This window comes from Mesorhizobium sp. B2-8-9 (assembly GCF_006439475.1).
In the GTDB taxonomy this organism is placed as follows: Bacteria; Pseudomonadota; Alphaproteobacteria; order Rhizobiales; family Rhizobiaceae; genus Mesorhizobium.
In genome coordinates this window covers 1-19,104 of the sequence record NZ_VFTQ01000013.1, presented here as the reverse complement: position 1 = coordinate 19,104, position 19,104 = coordinate 1, and the positions used below count along the sequence as shown (strand labels likewise).

Annotated in this window: 15 protein-coding genes and 1 pseudogene; 9 read left to right on the top strand and 7 right to left on the bottom strand. The window is 60.6% G+C overall.

Annotated features, from left to right (window positions below):
* Positions 1–17: 17 nt before the first annotated feature.
* Complete coding sequence (locus FJ423_RS16760; RefSeq protein ID WP_246680184.1) at positions 18–1,349, top strand: TRAP transporter large permease subunit; 1,332 nt, start codon at positions 18–20, stop codon at positions 1,347–1,349.
* A 503-nt stretch (positions 1,350–1,852) separates the two neighbouring features.
* On the opposite strand, the gene FJ423_RS16755 is transcribed toward FJ423_RS16760, so the two are convergent.
* Positions 1,853–2,314 carry a MucR family transcriptional regulator gene (locus tag FJ423_RS16755; protein ID WP_140843206.1) on the bottom strand — a complete coding sequence of 154 codons (462 nt, stop codon included), beginning with the start codon at positions 2,312–2,314 and terminating at the stop codon, positions 1,853–1,855.
* 731 nt (positions 2,315–3,045) lie between these two features.
* Positions 3,046–3,489, bottom strand: a complete 444-nt coding sequence (locus FJ423_RS16750; RefSeq protein ID WP_140843204.1) for a hypothetical protein — start codon at positions 3,487–3,489, stop codon at positions 3,046–3,048.
* 607 nt (positions 3,490–4,096) lie between these two features.
* On the opposite strand from FJ423_RS16750, the gene FJ423_RS16745 reads away from it, so the two are divergent.
* The 3 genes from FJ423_RS16745 to FJ423_RS34615 all read left to right on the top strand — a co-directional run bounded on the left by FJ423_RS16745 (position 4,097) and on the right by FJ423_RS34615 (position 7,282).
* Positions 4,097–6,256, top strand: coding sequence for a glycogen debranching N-terminal domain-containing protein (locus FJ423_RS16745; RefSeq protein WP_140843202.1), 2,160 nt, complete (start codon positions 4,097–4,099; stop codon positions 6,254–6,256).
* Between the two features lie 124 nt (positions 6,257–6,380).
* Positions 6,381–6,584 carry a hypothetical protein gene (locus tag FJ423_RS16740; protein WP_140843200.1) on the top strand — a complete coding sequence of 68 codons (204 nt, stop codon included), beginning with the start codon at positions 6,381–6,383 and terminating at the stop codon, positions 6,582–6,584.
* A 566-nt stretch (positions 6,585–7,150) separates the two neighbouring features.
* Positions 7,151–7,282: a hypothetical protein gene (locus tag FJ423_RS34615; protein ID WP_281408983.1), complete on the top strand. Its 132-nt coding sequence runs from the start codon at positions 7,151–7,153 to the stop codon at positions 7,280–7,282.
* A 16-nt stretch (positions 7,283–7,298) separates the two neighbouring features.
* Here FJ423_RS34615 and FJ423_RS16730 read toward each other — a convergent pair whose 3' ends face one another.
* From FJ423_RS16730 to FJ423_RS16715, 4 genes are all read right to left on the bottom strand, one after another.
* On the bottom strand, positions 7,299–9,908 hold the full coding sequence (locus FJ423_RS16730) for a TRAP transporter permease (protein WP_140843198.1): 2,610 nt from the start codon (positions 9,906–9,908) through the stop codon (positions 7,299–7,301).
* Between the two features lie 86 nt (positions 9,909–9,994).
* Complete coding sequence (locus tag FJ423_RS16725; protein ID WP_140721008.1) at positions 9,995–10,963, bottom strand: TAXI family TRAP transporter solute-binding subunit; 969 nt, start codon at positions 10,961–10,963, stop codon at positions 9,995–9,997.
* Between the two features lie 44 nt (positions 10,964–11,007).
* On the bottom strand, positions 11,008–12,354 hold the full coding sequence (locus tag FJ423_RS16720; RefSeq protein ID WP_140843195.1) for an aspartate aminotransferase family protein: 1,347 nt from the start codon (positions 12,352–12,354) through the stop codon (positions 11,008–11,010).
* Positions 12,351–13,235, bottom strand: a complete 885-nt coding sequence (locus tag FJ423_RS16715; protein WP_140843193.1) for a MurR/RpiR family transcriptional regulator — start codon at positions 13,233–13,235, stop codon at positions 12,351–12,353. The genes FJ423_RS16720 and FJ423_RS16715 overlap by 4 nt, the downstream gene beginning before the upstream one ends.
* Positions 13,236–13,317: 82 nt before the next feature.
* On the opposite strand from FJ423_RS16715, the gene FJ423_RS16710 reads away from it, so the two are divergent.
* Positions 13,318–14,172 carry a 3-keto-5-aminohexanoate cleavage protein gene (locus tag FJ423_RS16710; protein WP_140843450.1) on the top strand — a complete coding sequence of 285 codons (855 nt, stop codon included), beginning with the start codon at positions 13,318–13,320 and terminating at the stop codon, positions 14,170–14,172.
* A 131-nt stretch (positions 14,173–14,303) separates the two neighbouring features.
* Here FJ423_RS16710 and FJ423_RS16705 read toward each other — a convergent pair whose 3' ends face one another.
* The gene (locus FJ423_RS16705) at positions 14,304–14,909 is read right to left on the bottom strand and encodes a sigma-70 family RNA polymerase sigma factor (RefSeq protein WP_140843191.1); all 606 of its coding nucleotides are present in this window, start codon (positions 14,907–14,909) and stop codon (positions 14,304–14,306) included.
* 517 nt (positions 14,910–15,426) lie between these two features.
* Here FJ423_RS16705 and FJ423_RS16700 point away from each other — a divergent pair.
* The 4 genes and pseudogenes from FJ423_RS16700 to FJ423_RS16685 all read left to right on the top strand — a co-directional run.
* The gene (locus tag FJ423_RS16700) at positions 15,427–16,557 is read left to right on the top strand and encodes an NEW3 domain-containing protein (protein ID WP_246680183.1); all 1,131 of its coding nucleotides are present in this window, start codon (positions 15,427–15,429) and stop codon (positions 16,555–16,557) included.
* Positions 16,554–17,495 (top strand): ABC transporter ATP-binding protein, encoded by a 942-nt coding sequence (locus FJ423_RS16695; protein WP_140843187.1) that lies wholly within the window; start codon positions 16,554–16,556, stop codon positions 17,493–17,495. The genes FJ423_RS16700 and FJ423_RS16695 overlap by 4 nt, the downstream gene beginning before the upstream one ends.
* The gene (locus FJ423_RS16690; protein ID WP_246680182.1) at positions 17,452–18,438 is read left to right on the top strand and encodes an ABC transporter permease; all 987 of its coding nucleotides are present in this window, start codon (positions 17,452–17,454) and stop codon (positions 18,436–18,438) included. The genes FJ423_RS16695 and FJ423_RS16690 overlap by 44 nt, the downstream gene beginning before the upstream one ends.
* Before the next feature lie 205 nt (positions 18,439–18,643).
* Positions 18,644–19,104, top strand: a pseudogene (locus FJ423_RS16685) (S1C family serine protease); the annotation flags it as partial.

Below are 19,104 nucleotides of genomic sequence, written 5' to 3'. Positions count from 1 at the left end.
TTTGGCTGAGCATATTGATGTTCGGGGGCCTGGGCGTCCTTCTGCTGCTAGGGTTGCCAATGGCCTTTTGCACCGGCAGCCTTGCCGTGCTTTTCCTTTTTCTGTTCGGCAACTCGGCCATGCTGAACATGCTGCCGTCTCGGGTCTTCCCGTTCATGACGGACTATCAGCTCTCGGCGGTACCGCTTTTCATCTTCATGGCCGCTATTCTCGAGAAGGCAGGTATTATCGAGGAACTGTTCGATGTCGTCTACAAATGGCTGGGTGGGCTGAAAGGTGGACTGGCCTCGGCCACGGTAATCTCCTGCACACTGCTGGCCGCCATGGTTGGAGTGGTCGGGGCGACGGAAGTGACAATGGGCATGATCGCGCTGCCGGCGATGCTGCGGCGCAACTATGACGCTAAGCTCGCCTGCGGCTCGCTTCTCGCGGGGGGGACGCTTGGCATCCTTATACCCCCTTCCGTCATGGCGATCGTCTACGCCGTCGTCGCGCAGCAATCGCTGGGCGAGTTGCTGATCGGGTCGGTCTTTCCGGGGCTGCTGTTGTCCGGGATGTATGTCGCTTACGTGACGGCTCGCTGCTACATCAATCCGAAGCTCGGGCCGGCGTTGCCCCTGAACGAGCGCATCGCCCTCGTCGAAAAGCTGAAGCTTTTGCGCCGTACGTTCATGCCAATACTGCTGATCCTGCTTGTGCTCGGGGTCATTTTCATGGGCATTGCCACGCCTGTCGAGGCTGCCGGCATCGGCACGTTCGGTGCTTTCATCGTCTGCGCCGCGCATCGTCGCCTGATCTGGGAGACGATCCGCGAAGCCAGTATAGCGACCCTGAAGGCGACGGCGATGGTCATGTGGATATTCTTCGGCGCCACCATGTTCGTCGGATTCTTCATCCTCAAGGGAGGGCAGAACTTCGTAGCCGAATCCATTCTTGGAACGGGTCTGGCGCCCTACGGCATTCTTGCTTTGATGATGGTGATCCTGTTCGTCCTCGGCATGTTTCTGGACTGGGTGGGAATCCTCCTTCTGACCGTACCGATCTTCCTACCCATCCTTAAGTCGCTTCAGTTCGACGGCGCGTTCGGGTTCGCCGGGGTGGCTGGCGAAGACGTGCCGCTTTGGTATGGCGTCATTTTCATGGTCAACATGCAGATGGCTTTCCTGAGCCCGCCGTTCGGTTATTCGCTGTTTTACCTGAAGAGTGTTGCGCCGCCGGAGATCTCGATGGCGACAATCTTCCGATCGGCGGTGCCGTTCTTATGTCTGCAAGCGATCGGAGTGGGCCTGTGCATTGTGTTCCCCTCGATCGTGGTGTGGCTGCCGAAGGTCATGTACGGAGGCAATTGAGCGGCAGATGCGGCTTTGACCGTTCGAAGCCGCCGGAACAATCGAATTTGATAGTTTTGCGCTTGAACGGCGGCACCTTTTGGCGATGTCAGTCAGGTTCGCCATCTAGGACTTGGCTCACTGGTGGCTGCAAAACCGTTAAGCATTGATATGTAACAAAATGGTGGGCTCGGAGGATGTGCCTGCCGGATGCGGTAGCTGACGCTGTCTGGCCCATCGCTGGACGACCGAGGGCCGAGAGCGGAACGTCGACTCTCGGCCCAATCAGGCAAAATGCGGACCTTGCAAGCGGCGGAAGCCGGGTGTTGGTTCAGACACTCAGCCTAATTTAAGCCCTAAGGGATCTCCCATACTCGGCTCATCACAAACGGACGAACGGTGTCACTTCAACAGCGCCACCGTCCGCTCCGCTGCGCAAAGCGTTAGACTACCAAGATTCGATGCCCCGATACGATCACGGTGGGTTCCTGGTAAGCCAAAGATCTCCGATGAGCCTACTACAGTTAGGCTTTTGCCTTGCGTTTCGGGGTAGCTTTGCCCGGAGCGGCCTTTCTTCCCAAACCTAACGATCTAGCCAGCGCTGATCGGGTGGCTGAATAGTTTGGGGCAACCATAGGATAGTCCTTCGCCAGTCCCCACTTCGCACGATATTGATCGGGCGTCATTCCGCGGGATGCGAGATGGCGCTTGAGGGCCTTGTATTTCCGACCGTCTTCAAGGCTGATGATGTAGTCCGGAAACACGGACCTTCTAGGATTTACAGCCGGCTTTGGTGCTGGTGCTTCTACGGGAGTTGCCTGGACAATGTTAGACAATGCTGAATTCACGCTCGCGATCAAATCTGGCAGACCAGATACTGGAACGGCGTTCTTCTGAACATAGGCGGAAACGATGTCCGCAGTAAGCTCGACAAGATTATTGGTTTCTTCGGGCAATCGCCATGCTCCTCGTTTGAATCCTACCATTAGTATCGATCAATTCTCGGAGGTGCAACTAATGCTGCCAGCCGACAACTGTGGTCAGGTAGCGAGTCTTGTTTGGTCCGATTCTTCTGGGCGCGGCCGCACCAGCTGCTCGAGAATGGCGAACAAGGACCGCGTTGCTGTACCTTCCCGCGCCCCGGCCCAGCGGGGGCGGGGCGCCGGAGATCCTTCGGCTGCCGGTGACGTCCCCGCACTCCAACCTACAGCCGCACATTCAGGTGGCCATCCATCGCCGTGAAGGCGCCGACAACGCAGCCCAGAGTCACCAGAAGCCCGGCCAGAATACCCCTTGCGGCGCCACAAAGTTGTTTATAAGCCACATCAAGATCGAGCCCGACCGCAGTCCCTGGATCACAAACGGGAGGGATTGTTCCTTGCCAGACTGTCAGCCATCTCCGAGCGCCAAGGGCGAACTCATAGGACTTGGTGGGCTCATCAGCCTCCTCCGGAAGAAATCACCTTCGTGATCATCGCCTTTGCGATTTCCACGTTGTGAGCTGGGTGGCACTTTCGTTGGCACAATTCACGATGCTCATGCTGTGAGGGCAAATCACCTCACACGTTTCAAGCAGGCAACATCCTGATCCACGGGCGCTGCCGGGGGCAAGGAAGCTATAAGGTGCCGGCCCACGCGTCGAGCACATCGACTTTGGCCAGGAATGTAAGCGGTGCCGAGTCGAATGAGATCCTGTGTCGAAACGATAGCCGCTAATTCACGCGCGGTGCTCGATGCGGTAGGCCGGTACAAGCGGGCCTCGATTACGCACGGCAAACAGGAGTTCATCCTCGTCCGTGAGCCCGTTCATGAAGAGCTTGAAGATGTGGGCGGCAACTTTCTCGCACCGCGGGTTGTCGGCCGGAAGACCGCGCTCCTGGCTGATGGTCTTGTAGACGCGCGTGAGCATGTCGAGTTCGTCACTCATGACGAATTGGCCCGGATACAACATAGCCTTTCCTCCTCGAAAGCTACCAAGCGCGAAGAGTGCGACAAGGGTGTGAATTCCGCAATCAATTATGATGTGATCGGACATCCACTCCCGGTAGCATCGATTCCAAACCGCCGTTTTCAGTATCGGGAACTCGTTGCGGGTATTTTCACGGACGGAATGGTCACGCACACCGGCGAGCAGCGCCTTTGTACCGCCCTGTTCCGTCATGCCACATCTTGATGAATTCATGGGAGGCAAGACAGGGGCAGAACTCGTCACCAATGATGTCCAACCTGGTTAGCAGTTCATCGCGGACATGCTCTCAGTGTTGTAAACGCAGCGTTCTGCCTTGATGAACCCGAAATCTGGACTTCGGAACATATTTGGCCTCGAGTCCGCGAGCTTTGGATAATTGATGGTTGGAGCATGCACGAGGCTAAGAACCCCGCCGCGTTCGTCGATCATGTACTTGATGACATTCCTGCTTTGATCGGATGAGGACCGGCACGGGCCACCTCTTCCCCGAACTTGGCCAGCCATCGTTCAGGCCGTCGGACTCGCCCCCGTAGTCGGGGCTTCGAGCAAATCGTCCGGTGCGAACTACGCTTTCGGCCACGGCCATCTCGGCCTAACGCTGGCGCCGACTACCGAAGGCCTACTCGCGGATCTGTTGCTGGACGCGATACCGGCGCGCCGCCGTTTGCTGCGGATCGCTTCCGATGCGCTTCAACACCAAACGGGCCCAACGATCAGCGCAACCTTCAAAGAGGGTCGCTTGCCGGGCACGAGAGTCGCACCAGATACATAGCTGTCGACTCCAATTGTGCACATTATGATGAGCCTTAAAATTGCGATCGGTCCGCCACGCCTGGCGATCAATCACGGTATCAACTTTTTGGTGACAGAGCAGAACGGTCAGATCGAATGGCCCACCCATCAAGGCCTCTACGCCTCCGACACCCGGCTCATATCCAGTTGGCAATTGTTCGCAAACGGAGAGAGTTGGGATCTGCTCAACTCCGGAAATATCGCCCATTTCGCAGCCAAGATTTATCTCGTGAATCGCGCCTTCGCGACTGAGGCCGGGCCGGTGCCGGCCGGCGACCTTGGGCTGATAGTCGGCCGTGCTATTGACCATGGAGGACTGCACGAGGATCTGGACCTTGTGAACTATGGTCGTGACACTATCCAGTTCAACCTGGAGCTCGGGATCCGGAGCGATTTCGCCGACCTCTTCGAGGTCAAGGCCGGCACGATAGTGCGTCGCGGCAGGATCGTCACCGAATGGGACGACCGGAGTTCGCGGCTTCGGACATCTTACGTCAACCGAGATTTTCGGCGCGAAATCGCAATTGCCATTCGAAGAACGCTCACGAAGCCTGTCTACGCCAACGGGCGGATCAGCTTCGACATCAAGGTTGAACCAGGCGCAACCTGGCATGCGTGCCTTCTATATGACTTCGGAAACGGTCAGACGACGTCTCATGCTCCTCGCACCTGCGTTGACCGATCCCTAAAATCGAAGACCGCCAAACGTGTGATGGACTGGGGCCGGAACGCCTGCAAGCTCAGTAGTTCGAACGACGAATTTCGGCAGCTCTACGTCCAGGCGATCGAGGATATGGCGGCACTGCGTCTTCCGATCGAGGGCACCGATGAATTGGAGTATGTTCCGGCTGCGGGATTGCCTTGGTTCATGGGTCTGTTCGGCCGCGACAGCCTGATCGCCTCGTTGCAAAATGCCTTGGTATATCCAGATTTTGCTCGGGGTGCTCTGGACGTGTTGGGTCGATCTCAAGCCACGTCTCGCGACGACTACCGAGATGCGGAGCCCGGAAAGATCATGCATGAGCTCCGGACAGGAGAGCTCGCGCATTTCCACCTCATTCCCCACACCCCGTACTACGGCACCGCCGACGCGACTCCTCTTTATCTAATCGTCCTCCACAATGCCTGGCGCTGTACGGGCGACGCCAGCCTGATCGATCGGCACTCGAAAACTGCCGAGAGATGCCTCGACTGGATCGACCGCTACGGCGATCGGGATGGAGATGGGTTTCAGGAGTACGAAACGCGCTCGACGCTCGGGTACGAGAACCAAAGTTGGAAAGATGCGTCCCAAGCAGTGGTCTACCCAGATGGCACCCCTGTGAAGGGACCGAAAGCCCTGTGCGAGTTGCAAGGATACGTCTACGACGCATGGCAACGCATGGCTGAAATCTATGATGTCAAAGGCGACCACGATCGGGCTGCCAAGCTGAGAACTAAGGCCAAGAGATTGTTCGATCGTTTCAACGACATTTTCTGGGACGAGGCTCTCGGGTTTTATGCTTTCGCGCTGGATGGAGACAAGAAGCCGGTTTTAAGCATCGCTTCCAATCCTGGCCATTGTCTCTGGTCGGGCATTGTCCCTCAGGAACGAGCGGCGAAGGTGGTAAAGAGGCTGATGAAGCCAGATATGTGGAGCGGCTGGGGCATTCGGACACTTTCAGACCGTCATCCTGCCTACAATCCGAATTCCTATCAGAATGGCTCTGTCTGGCCGCACGACAACGCTTTGATCGCACTGGGCTTCAGACGCTATGGATTTTCGGAAGAAGCCGCCCGTATCGCCGGCGACGTCAGCGGAGCAGCGAGCTATTTCATGCAACATCGGATGCCCGAGCTTTATGCAGGATCATCGCGAACCCCGACGACATTTCCAGTGCAGTATAAGAGGGCCAACGTGCCCCAGGCCTGGGCTGCGGGTTCCTGCTTTGCATTTCTACAGGCAATCATCGGCTTTCAGCCAGACGCGCCTAACGGCAAGCTCTACCTCGACCCCAGGTTACCAGATTGGATGCCTGACTTCAGGCTGAAAAACATGCGTTTCGGAAAGCACCGGCTCGACATTCAATTCTGGCTGGAGAATTCCGTCACGCACTGGAAGGTCACAGCTGGCGACCCCACGTTGGCGGTCGAGCGGAGCTGTGCAACTTGCGCCAACTTGGCGTGAGCCGGACTCCTGCGAATTGAACAAGCCTGAGGCGAAATAGGAAAATGTCGTCCGGGCCGAACAAGCCCCATCTACAGCTTGAACCGCGTTGCGCAACCTTTGAAGGGGTAAGCCTCTGGACCGTTTGCTCGCGGGTGGCGATCCGCAGGATCTGTTTGCCAAAAACGGGTTGCTGGACGATCTGAAGAAGGCGCTTTCAGAAAGGATACCGGACGGCGAGCCGGCAAAGGGTGGTTGCCAGCCAAGCATCGCGCGCGGGCTCCAGATGACGCGGCGGGGAGGCGGCAACGCGGGCGGCGGCCGGTTCGCGGAGGCACCGACCGGTTGATACGGTTTTGCGGACTGGCTTGCAACGTGCGGGGAACTAGCGCGCTTCAATCCTCAGCGTAGTCAGCGTCTCCGGCGTGATCGTGCCGGTGACCTTGAGCGAGTAGTCCGCACGCGCAACAGCCCGGCCCTCAATTCAGGATTCCTCTCGCCGTCTATCTCGCCGCTGTAGTAGCCGAATGCGAGCAGGGCGAACTGGACCTCCTGGACGATCTCCTTGAACTTGTAGGCGTTGCCCGGAAGCGTCTTGAGCGGCACGGTTGTTGGGGCGAACGCGGGCGCCTGGGAGCTCGGCGCGGGCTTTGAAGGGGCACTATACAACGGAGCCGGTTCGCTCGGCGCCGACGGGACATAGGAATAGCCCGTCGACGACCTGTGGCTGGAGTGCGAACTGTGGCTGCTGTGGGACTGCTGTGGCTCGATGTCCGGCCAGCGTATATAGGTGGTCGAGCTTGAAGATGTCGAAGAGCGACTTCGTCTTTCCGGCATCGCCGTCCAAAGTTGGCTTGGTCGGCAGCGCCTGCGCATTGGCATGCATCGGGTGTGAAAACGCAGGAGGGTGCCTTCATGTCGTCAGACCTGCCGATCGCCGGATTTGCCGTCATCGAAGCTGCTGACCTGGGCGACGCTATCGACAAAATCTCGCACGTCCCCTGCTCTGTCGCGCACGGCCTGGTTGAGGTATGGCCATTGAAATGAAACACAGGGCAATACCTCAGGGAACGGCTCCAACTGGCAAGGCGGCCTGCTTTCGGCGCCTCTGTAGCCAGAAAACCAGACCGAACAGGCAAAGCGCGGGAAGCACGAACCAGTAGCGCGATGGACGGTCGTTTGGCACCATGACCCCGGTGATTTCGTCACCGGGCTGTAGCCCGAACTTCGCCGCCTGGCTTCCGAGCCGCACGATGCCGACCGTCATGGTATCACCCAGCTCGCTGACGCTCAGTCCTGCGCTCTCCAGCCGCTCCGTGGCATTCTTGCCTTTTGCGAGATCGAGCCTGACCAGCTTTTCGATCTCGTCCCCATTGATGTTGACCGTCTTCAACCTGAGGCGGGCCGCCTGCCCCGCCGGCGTCGCATCAACAATCTGGTTCAACTGCGACACGGGTTTTTCAACAAAGGGCTCATCGACCAGATCGAGCCAGTAGCCGGGCCGGAACAGCGTGAAGCAGATCAGCAAGAGGGCTATGGCCTCGTACCAGCGATTTCGAACGAGGAACCAGTTCTGCGTCGCTGCAACGAAGGCGATCATTGCCAGCGCGGATGTGCCTACGACGAGGACAAAATCCAGCGGGCCCTGCAGGTCGATCATAAGCAGGCCGTTGTTGAAGATGAAGATGAACGGCAACAGCCCCGTCCTGATTTCGTACTTGAATCCCTGAAAGCCAGTCTTCACCGGATCGGCGCCGGAAATCGCGGCGGCTGCGTATGCAGCAAGACCGACGGGGGGCGTCACGTCGGCCATCAGTCCGAAATAGAAGACAAAAAGGTGCACCGCCACCAGCGGCACGGCCAGGTCGTTCTGCGCCGCGAGATTGACCATCACCGGAGCCATCAGCGTCGCCACGACGACATAGCTGGCGGTGGTCGGCATGCCCATTCCTAGAATGAGGCAGATAACGGCGGTGAACAGCAGCATGATCATGAAGCTGCCGGCCGAGATGAATTCGACAAGCTCGGTCATTACCAGACCGACGCCGGTCAGGAGCACCGTGCCGACGATGATGCCGGCCGTTGCCGTGGCGATGCCGACCGTGGTCATGTTGCGTGCGGCGGCCGACAGTCCCTCGATGAGATCGACGAAGCCTTCCCGCCAACGCGGCGCAAGGTGACGCTCCTTGCGGAAGAACGCCGTCAACGGGCGCTGCGTGACGACCAGCGCCATCAGCGCGGCGGAACCCCAGAAGGCGGAGAGCCCTGGCGAAAGCTCTTCCACCATCAGGCACCAGATGAGGAGGACGACCGGCAGCAGGAAATGCAGCCCGGTTCGTGCCGTCTCGCCGAAATGGGGTATTTCCCGAATGTCGCCTTTGAGGCTCTCCAGGGGCAGGTCGGGATGCTTCGCCCTGTAGGCGACGAGAACGACGTAGACGATGATGAGCGCCGCGACGATCATCCACGTGGCGGCGCTGCCGAAGAAAGTCTTTGTCCATCCGATGCCGTAATAGACGAGGCCAGCGAGGATCACGAACGCGCAGATACCCATCAGAGATCGCACGGCGCCTTGCAAGGCGGGATGACGGCTGCGCGACGGCAGTCCCTTCAGTCCCATCTTCATCGCTTCGATGTCGACGATGTAGAAGAGCGAGCCGTAGGTGAGCAGCGCTGGAAAGAAGGCGTGCTTGACTACCTCGGCATAGGAAATACCGACATATTCGGCGATGAGAAAGGCGGCCGCCCCCATCACCGGCGGCATGATCTGCCCGTTGACACCCGCCGCGCATTCGATGGCGCCGGCCTTGACCGGCGTGTAGCCGACACGCTTCATCAGGGGAATTGTGAAGGTGCCGGTGGTGACGACATTGGCGATCGACGATCCTGAAATCATTCCGGTCAGGCCAGATGCCACGACCCCGGCCTTGGCGGGGCCGCCGCGATACTTCCCGAGGATCGAGAAGGCAAGCAGGATGAAGTAGCCACCTGCCCCTGCTCGTTCCAAAAGTGTTCCAAACAGGACGAACATGAAAACGACATTGGTCGAGACGCCGAGCGCGACGCCGAACACGCCCTCCGAGGTGAGCCACATCTGCGAGGCAGCGCGCGACAGAGTGGCACCCTTGTGCGCCAGCAGGCCGGGCATATAGGGTCCAACGAAGATGTAGATCAGCATCAGCCCGGCTATGACGGTGATTGCCGGGCCGACGGCGCGCCGGGCAGCTTCCATCAGGACGACAATTCCAACGATGGAGATGATGAGGTCCGCCGTCGTGGGAAGCCCGGGCCGCGTTGCAATCTCGCTGTAGAATACGACGAGGTAGAGCGCTGCGGCGGCCCCGGCGACGGCCAGCACCCAGTCAGGCAGCGGAACACGAGTGCGCGAGGAGCTTTTGAAGGCGGGAAACGTGACGAGTGCCAGAAACAGTGCAAAGGCCAGGTGGATCGCGCGCGCAATCCCGTCGCTGACGACGCCGAAGCCAAGCACGTAAGGGATCGGCGAGGAGTACCAAAGCTGAAACAGCGACCAGGCCAGAGACGCAGCCACAACAAGATACGCCGCGAGACCTGTCGGCTTGCGCCCACCAGTGTCGGCCTCCGCCACGATCTCGTTCAGCTTGCCAAGGTCGACGTCTTCAGGCGCATCCGCCTGGCGGAACTGATCTGTCATCGCTCTCCCTCGGCCCTACTCTTTCATCTTGGCGTCTCGGCTTGCGGCCGGGCTGCCCTCCAAGCCAGCCCGGCCATGCCGAAGGTTCAGAGCCAGCCTTTCTCCTTGTAGTAACGCTCGGCGCCCGGATGCAGCGGCGCCGAAAGGCCGGCCTTGACCATCTCCTTCGGATCCAGATTGGCGAAGGCCGGATGCAGCTTCTTGAAGTCGTCGAAGTTCTCGAAAACCGCCTTGACCATTTCGTAGACCACGTCGTCCGGGGTCTTGGCGCTGGTCACCACGGTAGCGCGCACGCCGAACGTCGTCGTCGGATCGGGGTTGTTGGCGTACATGCCGCCGGGAATGGTCGCGACGGAATAATAGGGGTGTGCCTTGACCAGCGCGTCGACGGCCGGACCTGTCAGCGGAACGAGCTTGGCGCCGCAAGCCGTGGTCGGATCCTGGATGGCGGCGGACGGATGGCCAACGCCGTAGAAGAAGCCGTCGATCTTGTTGTCGCAAAGCGCACTGCCCTGTTCGTCGGCCTTGAGCTCGGCGGCGAGCGAAAAGTCCTTCAGCGTCCAGCCCATCTGTTTCAGCAGCTCTTCCATCGAGGAGCGCGTGCCGGAGCCGGGATTGCCGACGTTGAAGCGCTTGCCCTTGAAGTCCTCGAAGACCTTCACGCCGGCATCCGGCCGCGCCAGGACGGTGAACGGTTCAGGATGGACCGAGAAGACCGCGCGCAAGTCCTTTATGGCCTTGCCGTCGAAAGGGCCGACGCCGTTATAGGCCTGAAACTGAACGTCGGACTGGGTAAGGCCGAAATCGAGGTCGCCGGTATTGATCGAGTTGACGTTGAAGACCGACCCGCCCGTCGATTCGGTCGAGCAGCGTATGCCGGTCTTTTGTCTGTCTTTGTTCATGAGCCGGCAGATGGCGCCGCCCACGGCATAATAGACACCGGTCACACCGCCGGTGCCTATGGTGATGAACTTCTGCTCGGCAAACGAAGGTGTGGCGGCAAGCAGGCACCCCGCCGTGCCGGCGGCTATTAACGTTTTCAGCAAATTACGCATTCGACTTCCTCCTGGTGGTGCCCCGGCCTTGCGCCGGGCTCTGGTCAGGCGCGTCCCGAAAAATCGGGAGCGCGCAAGGCTGCATCGACGGCATCGCCGAGCCGTTCGACGATGGCGTCGATGTCCTGGCTGGTGGAAATGAACGGCGGCGCGAGCAGCACATGGTCACCGCGGGCGCCATCGATCGTGCCGCCCATCGGATAGACCATCAATCCGTTGTTCATCGCTTCGCGCTTGATGCGCGCGTTGAGTTTCAGCGCCGGATCGAAAGGCTCCTTAGAACCACGGTCCGCCACGAGTTCGATCGCCTGGAACAGGCCGCGGCCGCGAATGTCGCCGACATGATGATGATTGCCGAAACGTTCCCTCAGGCGCCGCTCCAGATGCAGGCCCGTTGCCCTGACGTTGTCGAGCAGATGGTCGCGGCGGATCACCTCCTGGACGGCGAGCCCAGCCGCCGCGGCCATCGGATGGCCCATATAGGTGTGGCCGTGCTGAAAGAAGCCGGAGCCATTCGCGAAGGCGTCAAAGATATGCCGGCCGAGCAGCACGGCGCCGATGGGCTGATAGCCTCCGCCGAGTCCCTTGGCGATGGTCAAGAGATCGGGAACGACGCCTTCCTGCTCGCATGCGTGAAGCGTGCCGGTGCGGCCCATGCCGCACATCACCTCGTCGAGGATGAGCAGGACGCCGTAGCGGTCGCAAATGGCTCGGACGCGCTTCAGGTAATCAGCCACCGGCGGCACGGCTCCGGCAGTCGCGCCGACCACCGTTTCGGCGACGAAGGCGATGACCTCGCCGGCGCCGAGTTCGAGTATCTTGTCCTCCAGGGCCTGCGCCGCTCGCGCAGCGTACTCGGCGTCGCTTTCGCCGGGCAGTTGATAGCGATAGGCGAAGCACGGATCGATGTGGTGCGTTTCGATGAGCAGCGGGTGAAACTGCCGCCGCCGCCATTCATTGCCCCCTGCAGCGAGCGCGCCGAGCGTGTTGCCGTGATAACTCTGGCGGCGGGCGATGACGTGGCGGCGCTGCGGCTCGCCTTTTTCCACGAAATACTGCCGCGCCATCTTCAGCGCGGCCTCGACGGCCTCCGATCCGCCGCTGACGAGATAGACATGGCTGATACCAGCGGGTGCATCTTCAACGAGGCGGTCGGCCAGCCGCTCGGTAATCTCGGTGGTGAAGAAACTGGTATGGGCATAGGCAATGCGGTCGAGCTGATCACGCAGCGCCGCCATGACATCTGGATGGCCATGGCCAATGCACGAGACGGCCGCGCCGCCCGATGCATCGATGTAAGCGCGGCCGTCGCTGTCGAATATTCGGATGCCCTTGCCGCCCACTGCGAAGGGGAGCGAGCCTTTGATGGTGCGGTGGAGCAGATGGGTCATTTCTTGCCCAGGCGCGGTTTGAGGTGAACGTTGAGCGCTGCGTGATGCTCATCGGTACGTCGCAGTTCCGCCAGGACCTGCTCGCCGCCGTGGCCGGCAAGGAGCGCAGCCAGAATTTCCGCGACAGCAAAGGCCGGCGCCATGGTGTGGAAGAAGGACGGACTTTGCGTCGGCACGAGGATGACCTTCGTTGCGATCTGGGCGAGCGGCGCCACCTCGCTGTCCGTGATCGCAATGACCGGAACACCGCGTCTGGCGGCATATTCGGCGATCTCCACCGTCTGGCGCGTGTAGGGGAGCACGCTCGCCACCAGCAGCACGTCGTCGGGGGTGGCGCGGCCTATCGCGTCGGCGCCGGTTGCGGCAACGCCGTCGAGCAGCACCGATCGATTGCCGACGAGCGACAGGACGTAGTGCACGTGCCAGGCGACGGGGTGACTGGAGCGCAGGCCGAGGCAATAGATCCGCCGCGCCGACGAGAGGCAACTTGCAGCCGCCACGATCTGATCCAGAACCTCCGGCCTCGAAAGCCGGTCGACATGGGCGGCGAGCGCATCCATCATCTCGGCGGCCTGGCCACGATCGCCCCTGAGCTTCTGGCTGAGCACCTGGATCCCGGCTTTTCCGGCAAAGCCCTGGTATCCGTTCCGAACCGCTGCCGCGTAGGTATCGCGTATGACGTCGTAACCTTCGAAGCCGAGATGCTTGGCGAGACGCGTCATCGTGGCCGGCTGCACGCCTGCCTGCCGCGCCTGTTCGCGCATCGAAAGAAGGGCCACATCGCTCGGATGGTCGAGCATGTAGCGCGCTGCGGCCTGCAGCTGCGTCGACATGCCGTCGAACTCTGCGATGATGCGTTCCGTCAAAGGCCCCTGACCCATCAAGGCAGTCTGGCGCGCCTCAATCCTATTTGCAACAAGTGATTCACAAGGTATCGTAATGATCCAATTGTCTGATCACGGCATGATGTCCCGATCCTCGCACAAGCCGGTTGCCATTGCCGTTGCGCCGAATGGCGGCCGGCGCACCAAGGCCGACCATCCGGCCTTGCCCATGACGCCTGCCGAACTCGCTCGAGCGGCGGCCGAGTGCCTCGAGGCGGGAGCAGCAATGATCCACCTCCACGTGCGAGACCGGCACGGCCAGCACATTCTCGATCCTGACGCCTATCGGGCTGCCATCCTTGCCGTTCGCCAAGCAGTCGGAGACGCGATGGTGGTGCAGATCACAAGCGAGTCGCTTGGCGCCTACGAGCCTGGAAGACAGATGGACGTGGTGCGCGAGGCCAGACCCGAGGCGGTGTCGCTCGCGCTGCGTGAGCTTGTCCCCGGCAGAGATGGCGAGTCAGATTTTGCGGCGTTCCTGGCTTGGCTGAAGCGTGAAAGCATAATGCCGCAGATCATCCTTTATGAGCCTGACGAGGCTTTGAATCTGCTCGACCTGCACCGGCGCGGCCTGATCCCCTGGGATCACATTCCCGTGCTTTTGGTTCTCGGCCGCTATACGGCGTCACAGCAATCTGCCCCGAGCGATCTGCTGCCGTTTCTTTCGCCCGGCATTCCGCGTTTCCGGTCGTTCATGGTCTGCGCCTTCGGTCGTGACGAGGCTGCTTGCGTATGCGGGGGAGCATTGTTTGGTGGAGACGTCCGCGTCGGGTTCGAAAACAATCTCCTGCAGCCGGACGGTTCGATGGCGGCATCGAATGCGGTTCTGGTCGATACCGTGGCGCAGCGGCTGCGGGGATTTGGGCGCCCAATACAGTCCGCCGCCTCGTTGCGCCATGCCTGGGCGGCTGGAGATGGCAACGAACAACTTTGAACGGCATTGCCGGGCCACTGTGCCTACGTCGCAAAGGCGGGTATCACCCAAGCGCATGCGCTCGAACTTGTTTCTCTGCTCGGCCTGAACTGGGCCTCGTTGATGAGACAGGGGAAGGCAATGAGGGGAGCTCAGCGCAGGTAGACTTCGGCGGTCTTGGCGTCCTGCGCGCCAGTATCCGAATGGTGCTCCGAAAATTGACGTCGTCGCTCGATCAGCTCCTGCGACGAGTTTTCCCCCAGGAATTCCAAAACACCGGCACGGGCACGGTTAAGCCGGCTTTTTACGGTTCCGACGGCACAACCGCAGATCTCCGCCGTTTCTTCGTAGCTGAAGCCCAGCACGCCGATCAGCATCAAAACCTCACGCTGATGGGACGGCAGCTTCTGGATGGCTTGATGCACTTCCCTGCTTTGCACGGACCAATCCTGGGACGGTTCCGAAATCGGCCGGCTGGAGGCGCAGTCGAGCAGCCCGGGCGCCTCCCTGGCCGCCGCCTTGACACGCGTGTAGTGCGTGTTTCGCATGATGGTGAAGAGCCAGGACTTCAGGCGCGTGCCCGGTTCAAACTTGTCCAGGTTGGCAAGTCCCTTGGTTAACGTCTCCTGGACGAGATCGTCGGCGTCATAGGCCTCCCGACAGAACGTTCGCGCAAAAGCCCGCAAGGCAGGAATGAGAGCGACGATCGAGGTCTCACCGGCGTCAGGGTTCGCAAGCTTATGCTCCGTGGCTGACAATTTTCCGGGCCCCGGCGAGTAGGAGTGGATGATACGTAGACTTAAAGAAATGCCTGGGGAAACGGAACGTTCCTACCTTGTGTTGCGTAGCGCAATTTTGACCGAACCGATGGGTCGGACGGTCGAGCGACCCAGCTTGAATATCCCGCGACTATGCCGTGTCCGTGGAAACGTTGCCAAGATTCCCGAGATCGCCGTTCGTCATTGCGCAGTATCTGCTTCACGGCCGGTTGGACCGCCGTTTCGCCGCGAGCGACACTGGTCGCGTCATCACGAGTTATTACAAAAGGGCACAAATGCGTGAACACAGCCTGATCGGCTGAAATCGCCCAACTCGCGCCACATTGGCGGCTGCAATTTTCTCCCCGCGAAATGCCTCCAAGGCATTGCAAGGAAAACAGAATTTTCGGTTTATGAGCGGGAGGTATGCATGATTCCTGCGGGTATTCGCGCGCCCTTTTCGACCCCAACAACTTGGATCGCAGCAGGCCTGACGGCAATCGGCCTGGCTTCAACTGTGCCCCAGGCACACGCACAGTCCGCCGCGAGTGCCGCTGCTCAGTCGCCGACCGGCTTATGGCTGACCACGCCCTATCCGGAGTTCTCGGCCCAGGCCGGGAAGAACGTCAGCGTGCCCTTGAAGCTGGCTAACCGCGAACTGCCGCCTCAACGCGTCGAGTTCGGAGTCGATGGCCTGCCCGGTGGCTGGAAGTGGGAGATCGACGGCGGCGGCAAACCCGTTACGGCGGCAATCGCAGATCCTGATGGCACGGTGGGCCTGACGCTAAAATTGACGCCGCCTGAAGGCGATATCGGCAAAGGGGTCAATTTTGCCGTGTCCGGCAAGACCTCCGCCGAGGCTTTGAAATTGCCGATGGCGATGACGCTCACCAAGACCGAGCCTGCAAAGCTGACGCTGGAACCCAAGCTCCCGGCGTTGCGCGGCACCGCCAAATCGGCTTTCGACTTCCAGGTCGACATCAAGAACGACGGCCAGGAGGATTCGACCGTCAACCTGCTTTCGAAGGCGCCACCCGGCTTCCAGGTGACCTTCAAGCAGGGCTACGGCTCGCAGGAACTGACCAGTTTGCCGTTGAAGGCGGGAGAATCGAAAACGCTGTCCATCAGCGTCCAGCCGCCCGACAACGCCCAGGCGGGCCAGTATCCGGTGGCCGTAGCCGCCAGTGGCGGCGCCGCCAGCGCCGATACCAGACTGCTGCTCGACATCAGCGGCAGGCCATCCGTTTCTCTTTCAGGTCCCCAGGGCCGGCTTTCGGGCGATGCCACGGCGGGTCAGGAGCGCACCTTCACATTCACACTGTCGAACAGCGGGTCGGCCCCTGCCCGCGATCTGAAGCTTTCCGCAAGCCCGCCAGCTGGCTGGAAAGTCACCTTCAATCCTGAGAAAGTCGACGAGATCGCACCAGGCGGAACATCCGATGTCGGCGTCTCAATGACACCTTCGAACCAGGCGATCGCCGGCGACTATATGGTCTCGGTCCGCGCCAATGGAGATGGCGCATCCGATAGCGCCAATTTCCGGGTGACGGTGCGCACATCCACGCTGTGGGGCGTGACTGGCCTCGGGGTTATCGGCGCCTCTGCGCTGATGCTCGCCTTTGCCGTAACGCGGTATGGACGCCGATGACGACGGTCATAGAAGCGCGCGGCCTTATTAAGCGCTACGGTCGTTTCGCGGCGGTTGATGGCATCGACCTCGCGGTCGAGAAGGGCGAGGTGTTCGGCCTGCTAGGCCCTAATGGCTCAGGAAAGACCACCACCATCCTCTTGCTTCTCGGTCTCACGGAACCGACTGCGGGCTCGATCAGTGTGCTCGGACTCGATCCGTTGCGCCAGCCGCTGGCCGTCAAAACGCGGGTCGGCTACCTGCCGGACCAGATCGGCTTTTATGATCATCTGACTGCATGGGAAAATCTCGCCTACACCGCAAGGCTTGCGGGCGTCATATCGAAAGAGGCCGACGGGCGCATCGCCGGCGCCCTCGGCAGGGTGCGGCTCGAGGAGGTCGCCAATCGCCGCGTCGCGACCTTCTCGCGCGGCATGCGCCAGCGGCTCGGGCTGGCGGAGGTGCTGGTCAAAAAGGCGGAGATCGCCATTCTCGACGAGCCGACTTCCGGTCTCGACCCCCAGTCGACGCAGGAGCTGCTGGACTTGATCCGCGAGCTGGCGGGCGAGGGCGTGACGTTCGTGCTGTCCTCCCATCAACTCGCGATGATGCAGACGATCTGCGGCCGGGTGGCCCTTTTCCGTAGGGGCCAAGTCGGCCTCGTCGGCCGGGTCGAAAATCTGACCGCCAACGTCCTCGGCGGCACGTTCAGGATCGAAGTCGAAACCGAGAATGCGGATCTGGTGAAGGTCCTGGCCGGGGTGCGGCACGTGTCCGGCCTGACGCCCTTGCAGGACCGCCGCTGGCGCATCGACGCCGACGCGGATGTGAGGGCAGACGTCGCGCATCATATCGTTGGCGCCGGCGGAGTACTTCATTCCATATCCATGCGCCAGGCCACTCTCGACGAGGTCTATGTTCGCTTTTTCGAGGGAGAAAACCATGACGTCGCGGCGTGAAGGATCGCCATTTGCCGGCCTGTCGACGATCGCGCTCAAGGAAGCAGCCGATCATATGAACAGCATTCGCATTCATCTGGTAATGGTCCTGGTGCTCCTCACCGCCATCGGCTCGGTCTATGCCGCGATCGGGCAGATCAAGGCCACAGTCGGTGAGGACCAGTTCCTCTTCCTGCGCCTTTTCACCACCGCGCAACAACCATTGCCATCCTTCGTATTCTTCCTCGGCTTCCTGGTGCCTCTGGTGGCTATTGCGCTTGGCTTTGACGCCATCAATGGCGAATACAATCGCCGTACGCTGTCGCGCGTCCTGTCACAGCCGATCTATCGTGACGCGCTTCTTACCGGCAAGTTCATGGGCGGTTTGTTGGTGATCGCCATATGCTTGCTGGCTCTCTGGCTGCTAGTGACCGGTCTTGGCATGCTCCTGCTGGGGCTGCCACCGAGCGGTGAGGAGATCACCCGGGGTCTTGCCTTCCTGTTCGCTACATTCGTTTACGCCGGCGTCTGGCTGGCGGTAGCGATGGCCTTCTCCACAATCGTCAAATCGCCGGCAACGTCGGCGCTTTGCGCGCTCACGGCATGGCTGCTGTTCACGGTGTTCTGGCCCATGCTGGCGCCGCTCATTGCCGGAGCCGTCGCGCCGGTCGACCAGCTCGATCCCTTGACGGCAGTTCATCAGATCGATGTTCAGCAGGCCATCGCACGCATCTCGCCCAACACCCTCTACGGAGAAACCACGCTGGCCCTGCTCAATCCGGCAACGCGTTCGCTCGGTCTGCTGTTTACCGATCAGTTGAGCGGGGCACTGATGGGCGCCCCCCTGCCCTTTTCGCTGAGCGTCGCCCTCATCTGGCCGCAGCTCGCCGGCATGATCGCAGCACTTCTGGTGCTGTTCACCATCGCCTACGTTTCATTCCAGAGGCAGGAGATTAGAGCGTAAGAGCCGCTGATGAACGGGCTTTGTCTGAGATCGAAGCTTCCGATCCCTACATGGATGACAGCAACCAGACCATTTTAAGGTCCGTACTGTACAGCCAAACCTTACTAAAGATTCATGCACTGGAAATGACATCGTAATGTTCCCCTCTCTATTCTTCTTAGACAGGACGCCCTTCAGGGCACAATCTTGAAGAGGATACGAGATCATGAAAAATTCCCCTAGCATGTCTTCCAGCACCCGCAAGCGCCTGTTGGCCGCCGTCGCTTCCCTGGCCGTTATCGGTGCGGTCGGCGCGGGCGCGCTTGCCACCGGCACCGCCCCCGTGCTGGCCGATGCCGTGCGAGTCGAAGCCCCGCAGGTGCCGAGCTTCGCCGATGTCGTTGAGCATGTCTCGCCGGCGGTCGTCAGCGTCAAGGTCAAGGCCAAGATCCAGCCGACGGCCGACGATGGTTCCGACGACCAGGACGGTTTCGACAACCTGCCGGACAATCCGCAGCTGCGCCGCTTCTTCAAGGAATTCCGTGGCTTCGGTGACCAGGGTGGCCAGTTCGGTATGCGCCGCTTCGACCACCGCGACCATGGCAATGGCCAGCCGCGTCCGATCGCTCAGGGCTCGGGCTTCTTCATCTCCGAGGACGGCTATCTCGTCACCAACAACCACGTCGT